19 protein-coding genes and 1 pseudogene are annotated in these 20,483 nt (G+C 43.0%); 14 read left to right on the top strand and 6 right to left on the bottom strand.

Translation table 11 applies throughout. The features are described 5' to 3' along the window. Positions 1–6 precede the first annotated feature (6 nt). The gene (ppnP, locus tag AAEY87_RS10780; protein ID WP_068033666.1) at positions 7–342 is read right to left on the bottom strand and encodes a pyrimidine/purine nucleoside phosphorylase; all 336 of its coding nucleotides are present in this window, start codon (positions 340–342) and stop codon (positions 7–9) included. Between the two features lie 647 nt (positions 343–989). On the opposite strand from ppnP, the gene recN reads away from it, so the two are divergent. The 8 genes from recN (at position 990) to AAEY87_RS10740 (ending at position 7,803) form a co-directional block, all read left to right on the top strand. Beyond that, positions 990–2,669, top strand: a complete 1,680-nt coding sequence (gene recN / locus AAEY87_RS10775; RefSeq protein ID WP_350657164.1) for a DNA repair protein RecN — start codon at positions 990–992, stop codon at positions 2,667–2,669. Between the two features lie 165 nt (positions 2,670–2,834). Further along, positions 2,835–3,398: a YqgE/AlgH family protein gene (locus tag AAEY87_RS10770; RefSeq protein WP_068033662.1), complete on the top strand. Its 564-nt coding sequence runs from the start codon at positions 2,835–2,837 to the stop codon at positions 3,396–3,398. A gap of 92 nt (positions 3,399–3,490) precedes the next feature. Continuing rightward, complete coding sequence (gene ruvX / locus AAEY87_RS10765) at positions 3,491–4,012, top strand: Holliday junction resolvase RuvX (protein WP_068033660.1); 522 nt, start codon at positions 3,491–3,493, stop codon at positions 4,010–4,012. 91 nt (positions 4,013–4,103) lie between these two features. Next, positions 4,104–4,634, top strand: a complete 531-nt coding sequence (locus tag AAEY87_RS10760) for a hypothetical protein (protein WP_350657163.1) — start codon at positions 4,104–4,106, stop codon at positions 4,632–4,634. Between the two features lie 29 nt (positions 4,635–4,663). Next, positions 4,664–4,990, top strand: coding sequence for a sulfurtransferase TusA (tusA, locus tag AAEY87_RS10755; protein WP_068325356.1), 327 nt, complete (start codon positions 4,664–4,666; stop codon positions 4,988–4,990). A 106-nt stretch (positions 4,991–5,096) separates the two neighbouring features. Further along, positions 5,097–6,317, top strand: a complete 1,221-nt coding sequence (locus tag AAEY87_RS10750; protein ID WP_350657162.1) for a methyltransferase — start codon at positions 5,097–5,099, stop codon at positions 6,315–6,317. A 24-nt stretch (positions 6,318–6,341) separates the two neighbouring features. Then, complete coding sequence (gene xerD, locus AAEY87_RS10745) at positions 6,342–7,280, top strand: site-specific tyrosine recombinase XerD (protein WP_350657161.1); 939 nt, start codon at positions 6,342–6,344, stop codon at positions 7,278–7,280. A 184-nt stretch (positions 7,281–7,464) separates the two neighbouring features. Next, a complete protein-coding gene (locus AAEY87_RS10740; RefSeq protein WP_350657160.1) occupies positions 7,465–7,803 on the top strand; it encodes a DUF3817 domain-containing protein in 339 nt (112 codons plus the stop codon). A 161-nt stretch (positions 7,804–7,964) separates the two neighbouring features. On the opposite strand, the gene AAEY87_RS10735 is transcribed toward AAEY87_RS10740, so the two are convergent. Beyond that, a complete protein-coding gene (locus AAEY87_RS10735; RefSeq protein ID WP_350657159.1) occupies positions 7,965–8,672 on the bottom strand; it encodes a polymorphic toxin-type HINT domain-containing protein in 708 nt (235 codons plus the stop codon). A 407-nt stretch (positions 8,673–9,079) separates the two neighbouring features. On the opposite strand from AAEY87_RS10735, the pseudogene AAEY87_RS10730 reads away from it, so the two are divergent. Together AAEY87_RS10730 and AAEY87_RS10725 are read left to right on the top strand one after the other, a co-directional pair. Then, positions 9,080–9,757 (top strand): annotated as a pseudogene (locus tag AAEY87_RS10730) (cupin domain-containing protein). Between the two features lie 421 nt (positions 9,758–10,178). Further along, positions 10,179–10,787: a class I SAM-dependent methyltransferase gene (locus AAEY87_RS10725; RefSeq protein ID WP_350657157.1), complete on the top strand. Its 609-nt coding sequence runs from the start codon at positions 10,179–10,181 to the stop codon at positions 10,785–10,787. A gap of 350 nt (positions 10,788–11,137) precedes the next feature. Here AAEY87_RS10725 and lptG read toward each other — a convergent pair whose 3' ends face one another. Together lptG and AAEY87_RS10715 are read right to left on the bottom strand one after the other, a co-directional pair. Further along, positions 11,138–12,337 (bottom strand): LPS export ABC transporter permease LptG, encoded by a 1,200-nt coding sequence (gene lptG / locus AAEY87_RS10720; RefSeq protein WP_068325348.1) that lies wholly within the window; start codon positions 12,335–12,337, stop codon positions 11,138–11,140. Then, positions 12,337–13,608, bottom strand: a complete 1,272-nt coding sequence (locus tag AAEY87_RS10715) for an LPS export ABC transporter permease LptF (protein WP_068033637.1) — start codon at positions 13,606–13,608, stop codon at positions 12,337–12,339. The genes lptG and AAEY87_RS10715 overlap by 1 nt, the downstream gene beginning before the upstream one ends. Positions 13,609–14,155: 547 nt before the next feature. On the opposite strand from AAEY87_RS10715, the gene AAEY87_RS10710 reads away from it, so the two are divergent. The 4 genes from AAEY87_RS10710 (at position 14,156) to sstT (ending at position 18,783) form a co-directional block, all read left to right on the top strand. Beyond that, positions 14,156–14,761: a cysteine hydrolase family protein gene (locus AAEY87_RS10710; RefSeq protein WP_350657156.1), complete on the top strand. Its 606-nt coding sequence runs from the start codon at positions 14,156–14,158 to the stop codon at positions 14,759–14,761. Between the two features lie 355 nt (positions 14,762–15,116). Beyond that, complete coding sequence (locus AAEY87_RS10705) at positions 15,117–16,787, top strand: leucyl aminopeptidase (RefSeq protein ID WP_068033633.1); 1,671 nt, start codon at positions 15,117–15,119, stop codon at positions 16,785–16,787. Positions 16,788–16,794: 7 nt separating this feature from the next. Beyond that, a complete protein-coding gene (locus AAEY87_RS10700) occupies positions 16,795–17,268 on the top strand; it encodes a DNA polymerase III subunit chi (protein ID WP_350657155.1) in 474 nt (157 codons plus the stop codon). A 312-nt stretch (positions 17,269–17,580) separates the two neighbouring features. Next, on the top strand, positions 17,581–18,783 hold the full coding sequence (sstT, locus tag AAEY87_RS10695; protein ID WP_068033629.1) for a serine/threonine transporter SstT: 1,203 nt from the start codon (positions 17,581–17,583) through the stop codon (positions 18,781–18,783). Between the two features lie 102 nt (positions 18,784–18,885). Here sstT and AAEY87_RS10690 read toward each other — a convergent pair whose 3' ends face one another. Together AAEY87_RS10690 and AAEY87_RS10685 are read right to left on the bottom strand one after the other, a co-directional pair. Beyond that, the gene (locus tag AAEY87_RS10690; RefSeq protein ID WP_350657154.1) at positions 18,886–19,209 is read right to left on the bottom strand and encodes a chaperone modulator CbpM; all 324 of its coding nucleotides are present in this window, start codon (positions 19,207–19,209) and stop codon (positions 18,886–18,888) included. Between the two features lie 61 nt (positions 19,210–19,270). Next, positions 19,271–20,293, bottom strand: coding sequence for a DnaJ C-terminal domain-containing protein (locus AAEY87_RS10685; protein ID WP_350657153.1), 1,023 nt, complete (start codon positions 20,291–20,293; stop codon positions 19,271–19,273). Positions 20,294–20,483: the final 190 nt, after the last annotated feature.

Raw genomic sequence — 20,483 nt, 5'->3', positions numbered from 1 at the left:
TTAATACTAACCTTCTAGATGACAGACGTATTGTACAATTTCTTCGGTACGCAGGTTAAAACTGCTATTGCCTTCAACCACAAATGATTGACCAGCACGATAATAGCTGAATTCTTCATCACCATTAATTTTGACTTCACATTCACCGCTGGTAATCTCAATACGCTCAGAAGTATTGGTGCTGAAATGGTATCGCTCAACAGTATTATCACAGGGTAAAATGACACCCAATGTTTTGTGGCGACCATCTTCAAACATAATGGTATGGCTTGAACAACGCCCATCATATGATACTGTAGCTTGAGCATTGACCGTTACGTTAGTATATTGTGCCGCTGACATAGTGGCTTCCTTATCAAATAATTATTGCTAAACTAAAAAATAAGTGTCTTATGACATTACAGTTTAAACCTTCATCTCTAACACAGCTTATTTTAAAACAGCTGCTTTTAACATAGTTATTTTTTAAATAAACATATTATGTTATTGGTTTAATAACCTAAACCCTTATCCTTCAACGTTTCCGTGTCTATTCACTCAAAATCCCTAACGATAATATGTGTATATACTGTGGCAGAAGTTTATGATTAAGTGAGTTTATGCTACCACATTATATCTAAAAAGTTTGTTAAAGCATTGCTGAAAATATCGTTCATGATTTAAACTAACTTTAGACCATTACTCTTAAACCACTGCTATGTATACCGATATTGATATCAATTGATAAGTTTTAGTGTTGTAAAACAAGCATGTAATTAATTCAAAATAACGCACTAAACACAGTTGCTTTTCATAAGCCTTATAGTTAGTCTAACTGAGATTATTGATGATAATTTCCAAAAAATTTATGTGACTTTATACGAATAATAGCTACAAAAATTTGTATTTAAATTATGTTGTCACCATATATCATCTGACTGTTTGACCCTAATTAAGATCCTAACTATAAGATCTTATTCAATGTTAGTTGTCCACCATGAGAGACTTTAATGCTTTTATCGTTAACCTTATATCAGTTTGCGCTGATTGCTGAACATGAGCTAAGCGTTGCTGAAGGCTTTAATGTCATTACCGGTGAGACAGGGGCCGGCAAGTCGTTACTCCTTGATGCATTATCACTTTGTATAGGTGAGCGAGCAGATAGCGCAATGGTTAGACATGGTGCTGCTCATGCCGATATATATGCTCAGTTTGATGTGACAAGTAACACTATTATAGCCGATTGGTTTATTCAAAATGAGCGCTCGTTGGATGAGCCGGAAATCTTGATTCGACGCCAACTTAGCAATAGTGGGCGTTCAAAAGCGTGGCTGAATGGTACGCCCGTGAGCTTAGCAGAATTGAAAAGTTTAGGTGCACTACTCGTCAATATCCATAGCCAACATGCCCAACAAGCGCTGCTAAAGCCGCAGTTTGTGGTGCAATGGCTTGATGAGATGGCGCAGCTGACAACACTAGCGGCGCAAACCGCTAGTAGCTACCAACAGTATCAACGACTAAAACGCCAAGCGGACGAGATTGCTAGTCGTGAAGCTCAGCGCCAAGACCGTATCCAGCTCTTGCAAAGCCAACTAGCAGATATTGCACCATTGTTAGCCGTCGATTATGCGGATGTCGAAGCCGAGCACGAAGAGCTTTCTAATATAGAAGCTTTGATGACGGAGGCCAGTCATGGTCTGCACCTGCTTGATAATGACACTGATGAGCCAGACGTCATGACCTTGCTAGGTCAAGCGATTAAACTGTGTGATAACCAAATGAGCGTCAGCCAAACTTTTGAGCAAGCCTCTGAGCAGCTACATCTAGCACAACAGCAGATCACTGAGGTGACTGCTATGCTTTCAGATTATGCTGAACAGCAATTACCTGATCCTGAGCGCTTGCAAGCGTTAGATAGCCTTATCAGTCTAGGGCATCGCTTATCACGCAAACATAGCTTGCCGGCTAGCGACTTAATCGCTGAAGCTAAAATGTGGGAAGCGCAGTTAGAGCAATTAGAAAATGAGCCGAGTAGCGATGCAATGGCGGCGCAAATTGAGCAAGCATGGCAAGACTATTTAGCGCTAGCTACGCAGTTAAATAAAGAACGCTCGAAAGCGGCGCCAGTTGTAAGTAAACAACTTATCAAGCAATTACAGCCTCTTGCCCTGCCTAATGCGCGCTGTGAATTTGTCTTTACCAAAAAGTCCGATCCTAATCACTACAATGGTCAAGGCTGTTATGACATCGACCTGTTATTCAGTGCCAACGTTGGTATGCCGATGCAGCCGCTACATAAAATTGCCTCGGGTGGTGAATTGTCGCGTATGGCGTTGGTCATGCAAGTCTTGCAAGTAACCAATGCTGATAACAATGCTGCTAAGCCTATGCTGGTCTTCGATGAGGTTGATGTCGGTATTAGTGGCGGTACTGCGCAAGTAGTCGGTGAATTACTACGTACACTTGGGCAAACGCAGCAACTACTAGCGATTACGCATCAAGCACAAGTCGCCGCTCAAGCGCATCAGCATATTCTAGTACAGAAGCATCATCATGAGCAGACACAAAGCGAGCTGATTATCTTGACCAAAGATGCACAGGTAAATGAGCTGGCGCGTATGTCAGGCGGTGTGAACATCACTGATGTCACTCGTGAGCACGCACGTAGTTTATTAACCGATGTAAAATAGAAAAACATTGTTAATAAATACGTTGTTGATAAATACGTTGGTAATAGAAAATTAATCCTCATCTCAAGTCTGTTGATTTTTGCTTCTGTTTATTTTCTATATTGCTTTTCTATTTAGTATCGCCATATAGTAGTGTCTAATCTTTTTTATGTTGCGTTTGCCTCTATGTCCAAAGCTAACTTGACCCATCACTTCTTAATTGCAGCGCCTGATCTATCAGACCCACGGTTTGAGAAGGCGCTAATCTATATCTGTCGCCATGATAAACAAGGTGCGTTAGGTTTAATGGTGAATCGTCCACTCGAGCAAGCGCATGTGGGTAAGTTATTAGAAGATTTAGATATCGATGTCACTAACCCTCAGGTTATGGAGGATTTAGCGTTAGAAGGCGGTCCGATGTATCCTGAAGTAGGCTTTGTGCTGCATACCGGTCAGCCAGAATGGGCATCCTCTTTTGCTATCTCAGAAAATGTCTGCATCACTACTAGCCAAGATATTTTGCAACGTATCGCCGCAGGTCAAGGCGTCGGTCATTACCAGCTATGCCTAGGCCACGCCAGCTGGGGCAAAAAACAACTCGATCGCGAGCTTGAAAGCGGCGATTGGCTAGTATGTCCTGCTGATTTAACCTTATTGTTTGATACGCCTTTTGAAGAACGTTGGCAGCTTGCCGCTGAAAAAATCGGGGTTAACTTTGATTATCTCAGTAGCGATATCGGTCATGCATAGCATATTTGCTATGACAGCCAAAAGTAACATCTAAGTTAAAGCAGTTAAACTAAACGAGTTGAGCTTAATAGAAATAGGAAGTACGCATAATTATGGTAGATCCTGATACTACCCTTGAAGCGACCGACACTACTGTCGCCGAACCAGCCATTAAGCCGCATCTTATCTTAGCTTTAGATTATGGGGTTAAAAAGATGGGCATGGCGCTGGGCAATACGATTACCGAAACTGCACGTGCGTTCGATATTTTGGCGATGGATAATGGTCAGCCAGATTGGGATAATTTGTTAGGCATTATCAAGGTGTGGGGCGTGGCAAAGGTTGTGGTCGGGTTACCACTTAACATGGATGGGAGCAGCTCGATGCTGTCAAAGCGTGCGCATAAATTTTCTCGTCGCCTAGCGCATAGAATTATGGAGCAGCATCTACCAGTAGTAGTGACCCTTTGTGACGAGCGCCTGACTTCAGTCGCAGCGCGAGAAATTGCGTGGGAGAATGGTTGGATTAAGCATGAGCGCGACCCAATCGATGATATTTCTGCCTGTATCTTGATGTCGACTTATTTTGCTGATCCTAGTAGCAGTATCGCCATCGACGCCATCAAAGCTGATTAATTAAGCGGACTAAGTAAGCGACAATTTTTCTGTTTAAATACCGCTAATTTCTGACATATCGTCACTCTACATGGATAAATGCCTGATTATTATGCCCATTGTCTCAGACCAATCCACGCAACATGGCTTTGCCCCGCTCGCTATCGCACGTATTAAAGGTGCACAGCGCGCAAACCAGATAGCGATCTATCTAATCTATGCCGCTATCATCGCTTTTATGGTCTTTGGCACTATTGCCAGTATCAAAGCGTTCCATGACAATCAACTACTCTATCGGTTGTTTTTTAATCTACCCTATGCGCTGATAGCCCTGACCATCCCCATCACTATTTATGATGGTCTCGTCATCTATCGCTATCGGTTGAGCCAACCTTCGATGATTGCACTAAGTATTGGAGTATCCACCATCATACTGGTTGGTGGATTATTATTTGCCGATACCGCATGGTTGGGACTGGCCTCATGGCTAGGCGTGGCGTTTTTATTCAGAGCTAACTTTAAGCGCTTTTTTAGTTTTTTAGAAGCCGAAACAGAAGCCGAAGAGGATCTGACTAAGGAACCTGCCACTGCTGAAGCATTGCAACAAGCTCCTAAAGAATCTTCAATCGATAGCAATCCCTAAATTCACTACTCATTTGTAATACAACGACTATGACTACTTCAATATCTAACACCGCTATTAATCATCATCTGGATACCCAAGGGTTAATCTGCCCTGAGCCAGTAATGATGCTACATCGAACCATTCGTAAAGCGGATGCTGGTGAAGTCATTGAAATACTCGCCACTGACCCAGCGACGACTCGTGACATTCCTAATTTTTGCCGTCATTTGGGACATACGCTTGTGCATCAAGAGACGCTTGCTGAAAATGTGAGCTTAAACGTCGATCCTGATGAAATAACTGTCGATGGCGATGATAACGCGCCTATAAGCGCCACGCTTTATCGTTATTTAGTTAAGAAAAAGGATGCTTGAATACGTTCGATAGAACCTATAGCACTAATAACATAAGAGCATTAATAACATAAAGATATCTTTGCTTTGTACGAAATATATCATTCACAAATTAAAGGTAGATAGCGTGTTAGCAACTCAAAAGCAGTATGTACAGTGGTTTGAGAACGAAACCTTACGTCATGCCCGCTGGTTATCTGAAAGCAATCATCTGCCGCCTGCACGTATTGTATTAGTCGATGATAAGACGACCGCGGATGAGGCTTATCGCTTAGCATGCGAAGGCACATCACTGCTGTGGCGCGGTGACTTTCATAATGCAAAGCAATTGCTACAAGCCCTCAAACGGCGTATCGAGCGTACCAATGAGCGCTCTGAGCAGCGCAAAATAAAGAAAGCAGCTAATAAACCTGCTAAGTCTAATAAAACTGCAGCTGAATCCTCAGAGACACCCAAAGACATACCTAACCTATTTCATCAGCAGCGTCAAATTCAAGCCCAGCGCTCGCGCATATTGAGCCGTTTGCTATTAGAGCTGGATACTGATTATGTTAGCCACTTACGGCGTGCGCCCGATGTGAGTACCGCTTGTACAGCAGCTTTTGGCCAGTTAGATAAAGCGGCTGATGAATCCTGCGTACTGTCGTTTCGTGACCTGCAAGGGGCGTTAGGTGCAGCGCAGTGGCGCGAAAAAGGTGTGTCGATTGAAAGCTTAGGTGTGTCGATTTACCCGCATTATGGCGTCTTTGCGCCTACTCGTCACGAGTATGTACAGCTATTACTTGATGCGCCGCTGCCGACTGTAAATAATGTCGCCTACGATATCGGTACTGGCACTGGGTTGCTAGCCATAATTTTAGCGCAGCGCGGTGTGAAACAGGTGATTGCAACAGACTTAAATCCACGTGCTTTGGACTGTGCCAGCGAGAACTTTACACGATTAGAATTAGCTAACGTAAAGTTGCAACAAGCGGATTTGTATCCGACTGATGCGCCGCTGGCCAATCTGATTGTCTGTAATCCACCTTGGCTGCCCGCTAAGCCCAGCTCACCACTCGAATACGCCGTTTATGATGCCAATAGCACAATGCTGCGTGGGTTTTTGCAGGGCGCAAAACAGCACTTAGCGGAGCAAGGAGAGATTTGGTTAATATTGTCCGATTTGGCTGAACATTTGCAGCTGCGTACTCGTGAAGAATTATTGGACTGGTTTGCCAATGCTGGATTAGCAGTGAAATACCGTCTAGATACAAAACCTAAGCATGGTCGCAGCCAAGATGAGACTGATCCACTTTTTGCGGCACGAAGTGCGGAAGTTACCTCATTATGGTGCTTGCAGCGTGCTTAACATTCAACCGTCGAGTATTGTCTCATGAGCCGCGACCGTGCCGTACAACAGCGCCAACCAAAAGCACTAGCTGTCGATGATGAACCCGCTTATATCACTGAGTTTCGTCAAGCGATGCTGGCACGTGGGCTTGCAACACGCACGCGTAACGCTTATGTCCGCGACCTTCGCTCTTGCGAGCTCACCAATCCTATTGCCCTGACGAAATGGCAGCCTGATGACGTGCTGCATTGTCTGTCTACCCTCACCGTTGAGGGCAAAACCCCACGTACTCAAGCACGCATGCTCTCAAGCTTGCGGCAGTTTTATCTATGGATGATTGCCAGTAATCTGCGTGAGGACAATCCGTGCGAGCGTATAAAAAGCCCCAAATTGGGCCGTCCACTGCCCAAAGACTTGGCAGAAGCGGATGTCGATAATCTACTTGCCTCACCTGACACTAGCACAGCGCTTGGACTACGAGATAAAGCCATGCTAGAGGTGCTCTACGCTTGCGGTCTACGTGTGAGTGAACTGATTAATCTGTCATTAGAACAAGTCAATCTAAACTCTGGTTGGCTACAAATCACAGGGAAAGGTAATAAAACACGTCTAGTGCCATTAGGTGAATACGCGGCAGATGCGTTGGAAGATTACCTGTCTCATGGGCGAGGTGATTTGATTGCTCACCTGAAATCTGGAAATTGCCAAGCGGTGTTTTTGACTGCGCAAGGTGGTTATATGACAAGGCAAAACTTTTGGTACTTGCTCAAAAAGTATGCCAAAGTCGCCAGTATCGATAAAGAGTTATCACCGCACACTCTGCGCCACGCCTTTGCTACTCATCTGCTAAATCATGGTGCAGACTTGCGTAGCGTGCAGCTATTACTCGGGCATAGTGATTTGTCTACCACGCAGATTTATACCCATGTGGCGACGGCCAGATTGCAGAAATTGCATGCCGAGCACCATCCGAGAGGGTGAGAACCGTTAAAACGAAGCACTGCTTCGTTAGGTTCGCAAGAGAAAATCCCTTAAAGGGGATTTTCTGTATAACATTTGAAAAATTGTATTCAAGTTTCAGTTAATTGAAACCAAACTGCAAATAATCAGTCTAGCCAATCTTTTAAGCTGTCCGGTCAATCGATGACTGTAAGAGGAATATACCGTGTTGCAAGCTCAACCATCTCTCCAGCCTACCCTAACCAAGGGAGAAAATACGGTATTAAAGAATCTCACGATTGCAGGTTATTTAGAAGGTACTTCTTTTTTATTATTGCTTGGTATCGCCATGCCACTAAAATATATGCTAGGTATTCCTGAAGCAGTGAAATATGTCGGTATGGCGCATGGGATACTGTTTATCGCCTATATTTTGATGCTGCTGGTCGCAACGAGTAAAATAAAAATGCCACTGTGGGCAATGCCTGCAGGTGTGCTTGGCTCGTTTTTACCATTTGGTCCGTTTATCTTTGATTATTTATTAAAGAAGAGTTTGAAGAAGTGATGTTGGTCACGTAAATCTATACCTATACCTATGTGGTGATGGCAAGGTTGTAGAAGTTGCGTGTTGAACTTCATCTGAGAGGTTAGGATTTTCGAGCTGTTTTTTCATACATTTTATTGACAAAAGGTACATTAGCGAATTGATATGCTTCACTATAACAGTTAACTGTTATGAACCCAAATACCGTCTTTACCAACAAAATAAGTGTAAGTATTTTCAACCGTTATGTTATAAACCGTTGATATGAAGTATCTGTCTTCATAACTATCAGCCCAAGTAATTCCATTTGGAGCGTAGTCCCAATAGTTTACTTGTTCATTCAGCCAGTTATCTAAACTTAAAAATGGTGTTGAGATTTCGTTGTTTGAGAAGTTTATCAAATATCCATTTTCAGCATTTGTCTTTCCTATGCCTTCTAAGTCAATAGCAACCCAGCCAATATTAGCATTTGCGGTTCTTAAGACAGGTGACCATTCAAAAATAATTGCTTTATTACCATTAGATAATATTACTTCATCGCCATGTCTAAGCAAATCAGCTCGAGTCCAACCAACATCCACCTCCCAGAACGGGTGATTCGGCGTTGCAAAAATTTCTATTGTTGTGGAAATATTATCTGAAGAAGATTCTACTAAGCGCAAAAGGTGGATAGATTTATCCTCAAAATTATGCGTTTCAGTTATCTTCTGATAGCTTAACTTACCGTTTGGATCGTCTTCTGGCTTAGACAATACCTTATCGCCAACTTTTAGATCTTGAATTGGTTTAAGCCCTTTATCTGTATGTACTAATGTACCTGCAACGAAACAACCTTCTGTGGCTGTTCGGAATACTCTATTAGTATAGAAGTTTATAAGTTTTCCACTCATTAATTTTAGACCTTGATTTGCATTAAGTATGGTTTTTAACGCAGGTAATTGATTATCACGCGTAGGCTGGTTATCACTCGTAGGCTGGGCTTTTCACCCAACTCTACCTATAAAATAAGAATTAGTATCGTAAATCCATCTTCATGTAGCACAGCAGAACACAACCTTAGTTTATATTTCAACTCGTTAATTCGCTGGGTTAAAAACCCAGCCTACACATCAAGTCCTAGTCGTAGGGTGCGCCCAGCGCACCGATGTTAGACGTTTTCTCGATTGAGGTGCGCAAGGCGCACCCTACCCTTTTTAATGATACATACTTACGTTGATAATAGGTTTATCTGGTTTGTCTATTTTGACGAATCAGAGGATAATTCCAAACAATATCATAATTAATGAGAAGTTATATTATGCTCATCAATGCAGATTTCTCCTGCCGTGCTGCCTTAGCACCTGAACACTATCAGTGGGTTCAGTCACCACAAAACGGCGTCGAGCGCGTGATGCTTGATCGCGTTGGCGCCGAAAAAGCGCGTGCTACCAGTATCGTACGCTATGCCCCTGAGTCAAATTTTCCGCATCACCTGCACCCAGGTGGCGAAGAGATTTTGGTACTGTCAGGCACTTTTTCGGCTGATAACAGCCATTATCCTGCTGGTTGGTATTTACGCAATCCACCGACCTCAGGTCATCAGCCTTATAGTCATGAAGGCGCTATTATTTTTGTTAAACTTTGGCAGATGACAGTCGGCGAGACCAACCATGTCGCTATCGATACCAACGATGCGGCTAACTGGCAAGCGCAAGGCGGTCGTGAGATTTGTCATTTATACTCAGATATAAGAGAAGAGGTGAGCTTGCAACGTATCAATGCAGGTGAGGTATTGTTTGCAGATGCCATCGCAGGAGGTGCTGAGATATTGGTGCTAGAGGGTACGCTGATAGACGCTGGACAAACCTATCAGAGCGGTGGTTAGATACGTCTGCCTGTCGATGCGACATCGCAAATAACAGCAGGAGCAAATGGCGCCACGGTGTATCTAAAAACGGGGCATTTATCACAAATCATTGGGATCGATGTTCAATGATTTGTGATGTTCAATAAGCCGTAGGGTGCGCCTCACGCACCGAGGTTTGATATTATCTTGATTAAGGTGCGCATGGCACACCCTACCTATAATACCTTGTCATCTCAACAACACGCTAAACCTGAATCAAACTAGGTTCTTTAGCCGTGACTGTCGCGGTATCCTGTGCATCTGAGCGGGCTGCGTCACTAGGCTGAGGGTAGTATCGCTGAGCAGGAGTGCCATCAGCCAATAGTGACCGCCCCGCTCGGAGGTACAGATACAAGCAGAAGGCGCGATTAGCTCCCATCACCATTTAATATAATTCTATCAATCCCTAGCTGCAAACCTGCCCTTTTCTCGTTACAATACTCGTCATAATGTGTAGGCCGTCTGATTAAGCCGCACACCCCCTTTTACTTATCTATTATCCGAGAATCCCATGAGCCATAGACCCCCTGCTGACCTATTGAAAAACGCCCAACACTGGCGTGAAGATATTAATTTTCGCCAAGATGTGCTGGGCAAGCCGTTTGATTTTGCGACCACGTGGGGCATTTTTTCACCGCAAAAGCTTGATGAAGGTAGCTTGATGCTGCTTGATTATGTAGATTTTCAAGCGGATGATGATTCGATAGATTTGGGCTGTGGCTATGGCGTGCTCGGTATGACGGCAGCGCGTGAATGTCCGAACGGTCAGCATACTTTGATTGATAAAGACTTTATGGCAGTAGAATATGCGCGTCTGAATTGTGAAAAAAACGATCTGAAAAATGTCGATGTGCATTTATCAAACGGCTTTAATCATGTGGCAAAGGACAAAGACTTTAGCCTTGTGATGTCGAACTTGCCAGCCAAAGTAGGCAAAGAGCAGCATTATCTGTATTTCCTCGATGCCTATGCGCGCATGCGTAAAGGTGGACGTTTTTATGTAGTGACAATCAATGGCTTGCGCCAGTTTATGAAGCGCTCGTTTACTGAAGTGTTCGGTAATAGCGAAAAGATCAAACAAGGTAAGACCTATACAATTACCATGGCAACCAAAGACTAAGTCTTTTAAATTATAATGGCTAAGATCGACATTAAAAAAGCACGCTAAATTAGATTTAGCGTGCTTTTTATTTTATATAAATATCCGAAAAATGATAAAAAAAAATAAGCTTGCGAACAATTGGAATCGAATGTTTTTTATCGTCTTGCGTGATATCACATCAGACATTGTATAGTCAGGTCAGTATAAAAAAGATATAGCGGGACTGGTATAAATTTTACGCAGCCTCTGTCTGCGTAGGCATAGCAAGCAAGAAAAATTTGTACCAGTCCCGCATCATAATGCCCTGTATCCATTTTATTTAGTATCGACTATATATAACCTATATTTTATAGAGCGATAACGCCATATTACATCTGTCGTTTTATGAGATAAAAACCCAACGCCGCACTACCGATAATCGGTAACAACACCATTAATAAAGGTGAAAAGCCAGTCGCCAATGAGACAAAGCCCACTAAATCCTGAACGTAACTAAACAGCAAACCAAAGAGTAAAGCCACCACAATACGCAAGCCTAAGCTATGGGTGCGCAGTGAGCCAAAGACAAAGGAGCAAGCGACAATCACCAGTGACAAGATGGACAAAGGTGACAGCAGCTTCTGCCAAAATGATAGCTCATGATCTAAGGAACGTTTGCCTTGCTGCTGCATAAATTGTCGATGTTTATAGAGCTGAGTGAGCGATAAGTCTTCTGCTTCACGTGTCAGTAAATAAACAGATTCGGGTGCAAAGGGCAGACTTAAAGTATTCAATGGGGCTCTAGACTGACTGCTCTCGAAGCCTTGATTAATAGTCAGCTCAGTCATATTGTTCAGCTGCCACTCATAACGATATTGCTCGCTCGGTTCGGTACTGGCAGTAGGCGCTGGTATACGTCCACTATAACGTCCGCCCTCAGCATGAGTAGCTGTTTGCAAATTGCCATCATTATCCAAATGCCAACGCTTGACCTCTCCGATGTTGCCTTGTACATCCGCATAATCAATATACAAAATATCACTACCATCAGGCTGTGCGTCACCATCATTATTACTGGCAAAGCGTGGCTGCATAGTCCAATAGCCGCGTACAGAAGTGACCAGCGAACTACTGTCTTCGTTATTAATCTCTTTTGCCAATTGATTCGAATGCGGCAGTACGAACTGATTGATAGCCAGTGCGAGTATTACAAAAATCAAAGCCGGTTGCAGTACCCAACCGACGATACGATAAATACTGACACCAGCGGCGCGCATGACCACCAGCTCACTCTTACTGGCTAGTAACCCTAAACCTACCACGGCACCAAGTAGCGCACCAGTTGGCATGAATTGCTCTAAGAAATAGGGTGAGCGGTAAAAAATATATCTGAGCGCATCAGACATAGTGTAGCTATCGGTCAGATCCTCAAGCTCAGACAAGTAGGTAAATAGGACTTGTAACGCCCATAGCCCAACTACTGCGGCGATAATCGCGAGAAGTGCATTGGTTTTGACATAACGTCCCAGCACTTTTAAGTTAGAAGACGGGCTTTGAGAGACTTGAGCTTTAGATAACAAGGAGCGCATTATAGTTGCCCTCCATTAGAGTCTTTTCTTAAATTATCGACAGAGCCTAATGACTTATCTTCTAAACGCACACGCAATCGATGCTGGAATCGGCTACCCCAGTTCATATAAAGCGCCAATGCCATAAACCCTAATACCAACCATGCATATGCCCATACGCTCACACTGCCTTTACCCACGGCATTCTTCAAAGATATGATACCTAGTGCACAGCTGACAAATAATAAAATAGAGGGGAACAGGCGTAACCAGCGACCTTGACGCGGACGTACTTGCGCAAGTGGCACTGCCAACATAGGAGCGATAATCATCAGCCAAGGTAAGGCAAAGCGATAGCCAAGCTCACCTTGTGCCGCACGTAATGCGTTAACACTACCAACTTGCGCGCCACCAGTTGCCGCTTGCCATAACTGCCCAATTTTTTGGGTTTCGATATTATTCTCAGTCACTATCTCTTTAGAGGATTCAGTCAAAGTAATACGGTAACGATCAAAGCCCACTTGATTATATTTAAGACTTCCTGCGCCCACTTCATAGCGGCGACCTTGAAATAAATCTAGCTGCGTCACGCCGCTACTTGCACTGTCTACTTGCTCAGCGCGTTTAGCCAAAGTAATGGTATCTTTGCTAATAGACTGATTACTATTCTTCATAGTATCAATCAACTCTTTGGGTAACTCAGGGCTGTTTACAGTATTTGCCGTATTTATATCTGGGGCAGATAGGTTTTTAGTAGAGCTGCCTTTTTTGATAGGCTCAGACTGGATAAGTACCACATCTTGCAGTTGCTTTTTATCGTCACTGAGACTGCCTACATACAGATGATAATTACCACTACTGATAAACTCATTAGGTCGAATCAAGTCAAAAGCGCTGGTTAATGCTTGCTGCTGCCAAACAGTCTCAGATGAGCGCACGCCCCACGGTTTGCCGACAATCGATAATGCCGCTTCACCCACAAACAATGCCAAGATTAATGGCGTCATCAATCGGGCAAGCTTACCACGTGAGACCCCGCTGGCATTAATAACCGCCATCTCTTGATCGACATACAAGCGTCCGAACACCAGCATTAATGCAATAAAAAATGCCAGTGGTAAAATAAGCTCTAAGAAATACGGCAAGTTATAACCAATAATGATAAATAACAGGCTGACATCTAAGTTGCCTTCAGCGGCAATTCCAAAGTAACGAATCAGGCGTCCACCGAGCATCATCACCACCAAAAACCCCAATACTAAAGCGGTAGTGGAGGCAACCTGACGGGTCATGTAGCGGCGTAATATCACAATAGGTACTCTTAAACAGTTGGTATTCGCGCGATTTGGCGCGTGCTTACTGACAAATTTCAGCGTGGTATCTAGATATTGTAGGCGTAGCGCTTTTCATACGAATACTTAAATAGTTGTAAACGTAACTAAGTCACTTATTAGCTATACCGTATAAAAATTAGCGATTAAGATAACCGCTAATGCTAGCATGTTTTGGCAAAAAATAGCGGTGAAATGTGTTTGAAAACATTACCTAACCCTTGCTAGTTACGTATTTGTACGTTTTTTTGTGAGTTGACAGACAATATGATAAAGAAACAATAAAGCTTAACAACAGCTGAGGATAAGCGAGTTTAATAATATGAAGTCTTTGGTTTATTTAATTTAGAAAGGTTTGTTTGTCATTCGTATCACTCACCGAATATTGCCAGTATTAATTGCTAAACTCGTTAGCTGTCAGCACTTATTAATATCAATGTTCAGAACTTACTACCCAGAAATTGCCAATAGTCAGAATTCATACTTATAACGCACAATGGAGAATAAAATGTCTAATCCTTCTACCCTACTTGAGTTAGCTGGTGGTGAATTTGATAAGCTCGATTGGTCAAATTGCGCTGTCGTCTTTATTGATTATCAAAACGAATACGTGAACGGTGCTATGCCGCTAGGTCAATTAGGTAGCAAGGCGATTGCAAACGCAAGCCTGCTGCTTGATAAAGCCCGTAAAGAAGATATCCCTATCTTTCATATCGCTCATCATGGTGCAGATAATGGCAATGTCTTTGATCCATTATCCTCTAACGTCGCTATTGTTGACGATCTAAAACCGATGGATGGCGAAAAAACTATCACCAAGAAGCACCCTAATGCTTTTTACAACACTGACCTTAAAGAACTTATCTCATCTACTCAAAAACAGCAGATTATTTTTGCTGGTTTTATGAGTCATATGTGTGTCAGCTCAAGCGTAAGGGCTGCTTTTGATTTAGGCTTTCAGAATTTCGTCTGCCATGATGCTTGTGCCACTCGTGACCTTCCTAGTGACAAAAGAGAGACGATAAGTGCTGACATCATGCATGATACTGCTATGGCAGCTTTGCAAGATAGATTTGCAGCCTTAGTCTCGACTGATGAACTGGTCAATGCTTAATCGCCAATAAGTTGATCGCTCATAGATGACAAGTTAAGTAAAATAGCGCAGAAAATTGTATGAAAACATTACCTAATCCCTGCCATCTGCGCACTGAGTAGCTGATATGCTACACTATAAAGATAGCTAAACATGCTAACCAACTTAACTCTATGCAGTCATGGTAAGAACGCTTTTATCACTCTAGGTGCAGGATTCACCAATCTCGAATGAGTGATAAATAAGCTATGCGTGACATTTTTTTATTTTAAAAATCTGATGTGAAATATTTGCATTAATTGTAGACTTAATCACCAATATTACTTGCATCATTTGTTTACGATTCTAGTTTTACCACTCTAATAAGGATAACTATATGAATATTAAATTATCTCAGCACCTGCCTAAAACTCATACACAAAAGATTCTAAAAAAAGAAGCGAAGAGTAAAGACGAAGCTTGCCTAGTGGTCTTGGTTGATGACAAGAAAAACATTCTTGCTGCATCAGCGTTAACTGATTATACCGCACGTATCGAGCAGTTGATTGAAGTCTCACACTTTAACGGTAAAGCCTGTGAAACGGTTGCTGATTATGCCTTAGCAGGTGACAAAAAAACCACCAAGCAAAATCCTGTCCAAGTGTTATTAGTCGGTGTAGGTAACGTTGATAAACTTAATGAAAACGTACTACAGAAAATTGCTAAGACCATCTATACCAGTACTCAAAAGCGTGTAGCATCTATTACTGTCGCGTTGGGTGATGCCTTAGATGAGAATCAATTCAGTCAATTCGCTCTTAATCTGTTAGCGGCGACTTATCGTTTTGATAAATATAAGTCTGAGCAGACTACGCCAGTACTTAACGATATCTATCTAGTAGCTGACGAGTCATTACAGCCTGCGCTAGAATTCGCAAAATCCGTGTTTGCTGGTCAAAGCTTAACTCGTGACGTGGCTAATGAGCCAGGTAATATCTGTTTCCCAGCGTATATGGCAGAACAAGCCGAAGCCCTTGCAAAAACGTATCCTGACTTGTTAAAAGTGACGGTACTAGGTGAAGACGAGATGTCAGCATTGGGTATGAACTGCTTCTTAGCGGTAGCACAAGGCTCTACTAAAGAAGGCAAGCTCGTGCTTATGGAGTATCGCGGTAAATCTAACTTCAGTGCGAATGCGGGCTCTACCAAAGAAACGACTAGCAGTGCGAAAGTTTCTGGTGGTCTAAAAGCATTGGCTGATAAATTACCGACCAAAACTTCTAACAAGAAATCTGCTAAAAATGCAGTGACAAGTAGTGATAATAATGCACAAGCTGTCAACGACGATGCTCCTATCGTATTAGTCGGTAAAGGCGTAACCTTTGATTCAGGTGGTATCTCAATTAAGCCAGGTGCGGCAATGGATGAGATGAAGTTTGACATGGGCGGCTCAGCAGCAGTACTGGGAACGATTAAAGCTCTATGTGAAGCGCGTCTGCCGATTAACGTCGTTGGTGCTTTAGCTTGCGCAGAAAACATGCCATCAGGTGATGCAACCCGCCCTGGCGATATCGTTAAAGCCATGAATGGCAAGTCAGTTGAAATCTTAAATACCGATGCTGAAGGCCGTTTAGTGTTAGCAGATACTTTATGCTACGTACAACGCTATCAGCCAACAGCCATCATCGATGTAGCAACATTGACTGGTGCTTGCGTGGTTGCTTTAGGTCATGTGCGCTCAGCAGTCTTTAGTAATGATGAAGACGTATTATTCGACTTAGAAAATGCTAGTAACTTATCGGGTGATCTCATTTGGCATATGCCGATGGATGACGAATATCAAGCGCAGCTCGATTCGCCAATCGCTGATATGCAAAATATCGGTGGTAAAGGTGCAGGGGCAGTAACTGCCGCATGCTTCTTATCGCGCTTCGTTGAAGAAGGTCAAGCATGGGCGCATTTAGACATTGCTGGCACGGCGTGGAACTCAGGCAAAGATAAAGCGGCAACTGGTCGCCCTGTGCCGTTATTTATGCAATACTTAAAAAACAGCGCAAATATGGCCTAATCGATTTATGAAAATCAGTTTTTATGTTTTAAGTGAGAGTAAAGCCCAAGATTTCTTGGGCTTTATTTGTCAGTTGACTCAAACGGCGCTCAATAAAAGTACTCAGTCAATACTGATTCTTATTAAAGATGACGCGTTGCTATCAACGCTTGATGAGGCGCTATGGGCACAAGATGCTGCCAGCTTTATACCGCATCAACGCCTATCCAATGTTGATACTAAAGGTGCTGATACTGATGTTGCTACTAGCAACCCTTTAGCACCGGTATTGCTTGGTGCTTATATACCAGCAGATTTTAATGGTATCGTACTCAATACTACGATACATCCGGTCAATGATTTCATGGCAGCGACCAGCAATGCTAAACCTTCTCGCGTCCTTGAGCTAATAAAACCTGACGCCATCAGCGTTCAAGAAGGTCGTCACAAATACAAGATCTACCAACAATTAGGCTATGAGCTTACTCACTTTAAAGTGTAGTTGGCTCATTTCTCTTATGAAGCTATGATGCTTCGACTGTTATTATCTATGCAACCTTCCTCACCTATTAGACCTTATAGATAGGCCAGTTTTTTACAAACTAGTTATTGCCTATACTCGCCTGCGAATTTTATTTTATTCATTACACTTTTTCTTTTTTCATCTTCTTCTTATCTCTCTTTATCACTTTGATATCTACCCACCTCTAGTATGACTGGTATGCGAATATCTGAAAAAATGCTACCATCCGTCGATTAGTTTTTTACTTCCATTATTAACTTACTTTTTACTGACTAACTAAAGGGTGTATAGATGCGTTCATTGACTGCGATGTACCAGCGTATAGGGCTGGTGCCGCTCATTATTATTGGTTTAATATTAGGAGTATTAATTGGTTGGTTGGCACCAAATATTGGGATTGCATTAGGATTATTAGGTACGTTATTTGTGGGTGCGCTAAAAGCAGTTGCCCCGATATTGGTATTTATTTTGGTCATGGCAGCGATTAGTCAACATCGCAGTGGTAATGAAGTCTACGTTAAACCCGTACTTATCATGTATATGTTTGGCACATTTTTGGCGGCATTGACGGCAGTGGGCGCCAGCTTTTTATTCCCGACCGAATTGGTTTTAGTAAATGCTACCATCGAGCAAGTCCCACCTGCTAACCTCAAAGAAGTATTAACCAATCTTCTTATGAATCTAGTCGCAAACCCTGTTAATGCTATTGCGGAAGCCAACTATATCGGTATCTTAGCATGGGCAATTATCATCGGCTTTGCCCTGCGTCAAGCCAGCGATACTGCTCGTACCGTTGTCGGCGATTTTGCTGATGCCATCTCTCAAGTCGTGAAGTGGGTTATTGCCCTAGCGCCTTTTGGTATCTTAGGCTTGGTTGCCAATACCGTCGCCGAGACAGGTTTTGCTTCTTTAGCAGGTTATGCGCGTATTTTGATGGTGCTGGTCGGTTGTATGCTGTTTATCGCTCTAGTGGCCAACCCTATCATCGTCCTCATTAAGACTGGCAAAAATCCTTATCCACTAGTGTTTACTTGCCTGCGCGAGTCAGGGATTACGGCATTCTTTACGCGTAGTTCGGCGGCCAACATTCCCGTCAACATGAACCTTGCCCGTAAACTAGGTCTGCACGAAGATACTTATTCAGTAACTATTCCACTGGGTGCGACTATTAATATGGCAGGCGCGGCGATTACAATTAACGTTTTAACACTTGCTGCTGCGCATACTTTGGGTATCGAAGTAACGTTTGCGTCAGCGCTGCTACTAAGCCTAGTTGCAACCGTTAGTGCTTGCGGTGCATCTGGTGTCGCTGGTGGTTCTTTATTATTGATTCCATTGGCTGCGAGCCTATTTAGTATTCCAAATGACATTGCAATGCAAGTGGTTGCGATTGGCTTTATCATTGGTGTCATTCAAGACTCTGCAGAAACAGCACTAAACTCTTCAACTGACGTACTATTTACCGCAGCAGCTGATCCTAAATATTCACGTTAATTGATAGATATTCAGATTTATAAATTAAGCTTCACAAACAGAAAAGGGCCCAATTCATCATTGAGGCCCTTTTTGTATGTCTACTTTTTACTATCAAACTAACTATTTTAAATGTTCAATATCTACTTCAACGACTGGTGTTTGCAGTTCCAGCTGACGTTTTAATTGGCGAAGTTGCTCAACTTCATCTAATAATTCGAGTATCAAACCAATCGCTGGCACACTGGCTTCAAAGTCGCGGCTAAGGCGTGAGGCGCGGCGCACGGTCGTGAGCTGGTAACCTGTGAATTGCTGACGCTCTGGTACATCATATTCAATGATATTTTCTTCAATCAACGCCAGTACCCATTGATGGTCTTGACCACAGGCAGACACTAGCTCATCTAAGCTCAATACAATATCGTTTAATTCGGGCGAGTTTTTCATAATTATCATCCTCGTTATCTCTTTATTTTCATCGTCTTCAATTGAGCATCCTATCTCTCTATCAACGGCTGATTGAGGTGCCGGCAAACGCTTGCTTTAATTGCTCATAAGCTTGGGTTGCAGCCTCGCTACTGATATCAGGGTTGACGATATTTAAGGTTAAATATAAATCACCCGCTTGCTTAGCAGGAATTCCTTTACCCTTTAGACGTAAACTGCTACCAGATTTGCTGTTTTTAGGAACCGTCACGCCAAGTGTACCTGCTGGCGTACTGACGTTGATTTTGTCTCCCAATGCCGCTTCCCATGGCGCTATATTGACTGTTTGATAAACGTCCGCGCCTTCGATACGAATGTTAGCTGCGTGATTGATTTTGACCTTCAAGAATAAATCACCATTTTTGCCATTACCGCCACCAGCAGCACCTTGCCCTGCTAAGCGAATTTGCTTGCCATCAGTGATGCCTTTAGGAATCTTAATCTTAAGGGTTTTATTCTCATAATCTACACTGCCATTGGGCTGACGGACAGGGACATTTAACTTAATACTATAATCGTCTCCGCTATAGACCGAGGCCAAATCCACAGTAATCTCTGCATGTTGGTCTTGACCCTTGCTATCTTGCGACCCAAAACCACCACCAAATTGATCAAAGCCACTACTTTGAGAGCGGCTACCTGTCTGTCCACCAGCTGAGCCACGTGCCCCACGTCCAAATGCCGAAAATATATCATCGAAGCGAAAACCGCCACCACCGAAGGCTTCGCCCTCTCCGAACTGATCTTTCATATCTTCCCAGCGGAAACCACCCTGCCCACCGCCAGCCGATTGACCACCGAAGCCGCCAGCACTACCTCGTCCAGCGAATGGATTATTTAGCATCGCGTCATACTCGCTACGCTTGTCCTTGTCCCTAAGCGTCTCGTAAGCATTGTTAATCTCAGCAATCTTATTGTCAGCATCTGGATCGTCACTAACATCTGGATGAAATTGTCGAACGAGCTTACGGTACTTTTTCTTGATATCAGCGTCTGAGGCGTCTTTTTTGACCCCTAAAATGTCATAGTAGTTTTTCTCTGCCATGTTGTTTTTCCTTATCGTATTTTTTGCTAACAATCCAGTTAATAGATAATATGGGGATACTGAGTCAGTATTTCATTTTTTCGCCTGCGGCCATAGCTAACAAAGTCTTACCAGTAATGATGCCAAGCGACCCTAGCATTTGTATTATCTGAATCACTTAAAACATCATTATTAGCGTGTGTCACTATAT

The organism is Psychrobacter sp. S1-30-MNA-CIBAN-0213 (assembly GCF_040309845.1).
Lineage (GTDB): Bacteria > Pseudomonadota > Gammaproteobacteria > Pseudomonadales > Moraxellaceae > Psychrobacter.
The sequence above is the reverse complement of the archived record's forward strand: the minus strand, read 5'-3'. Positions and strand labels throughout refer to the sequence as shown.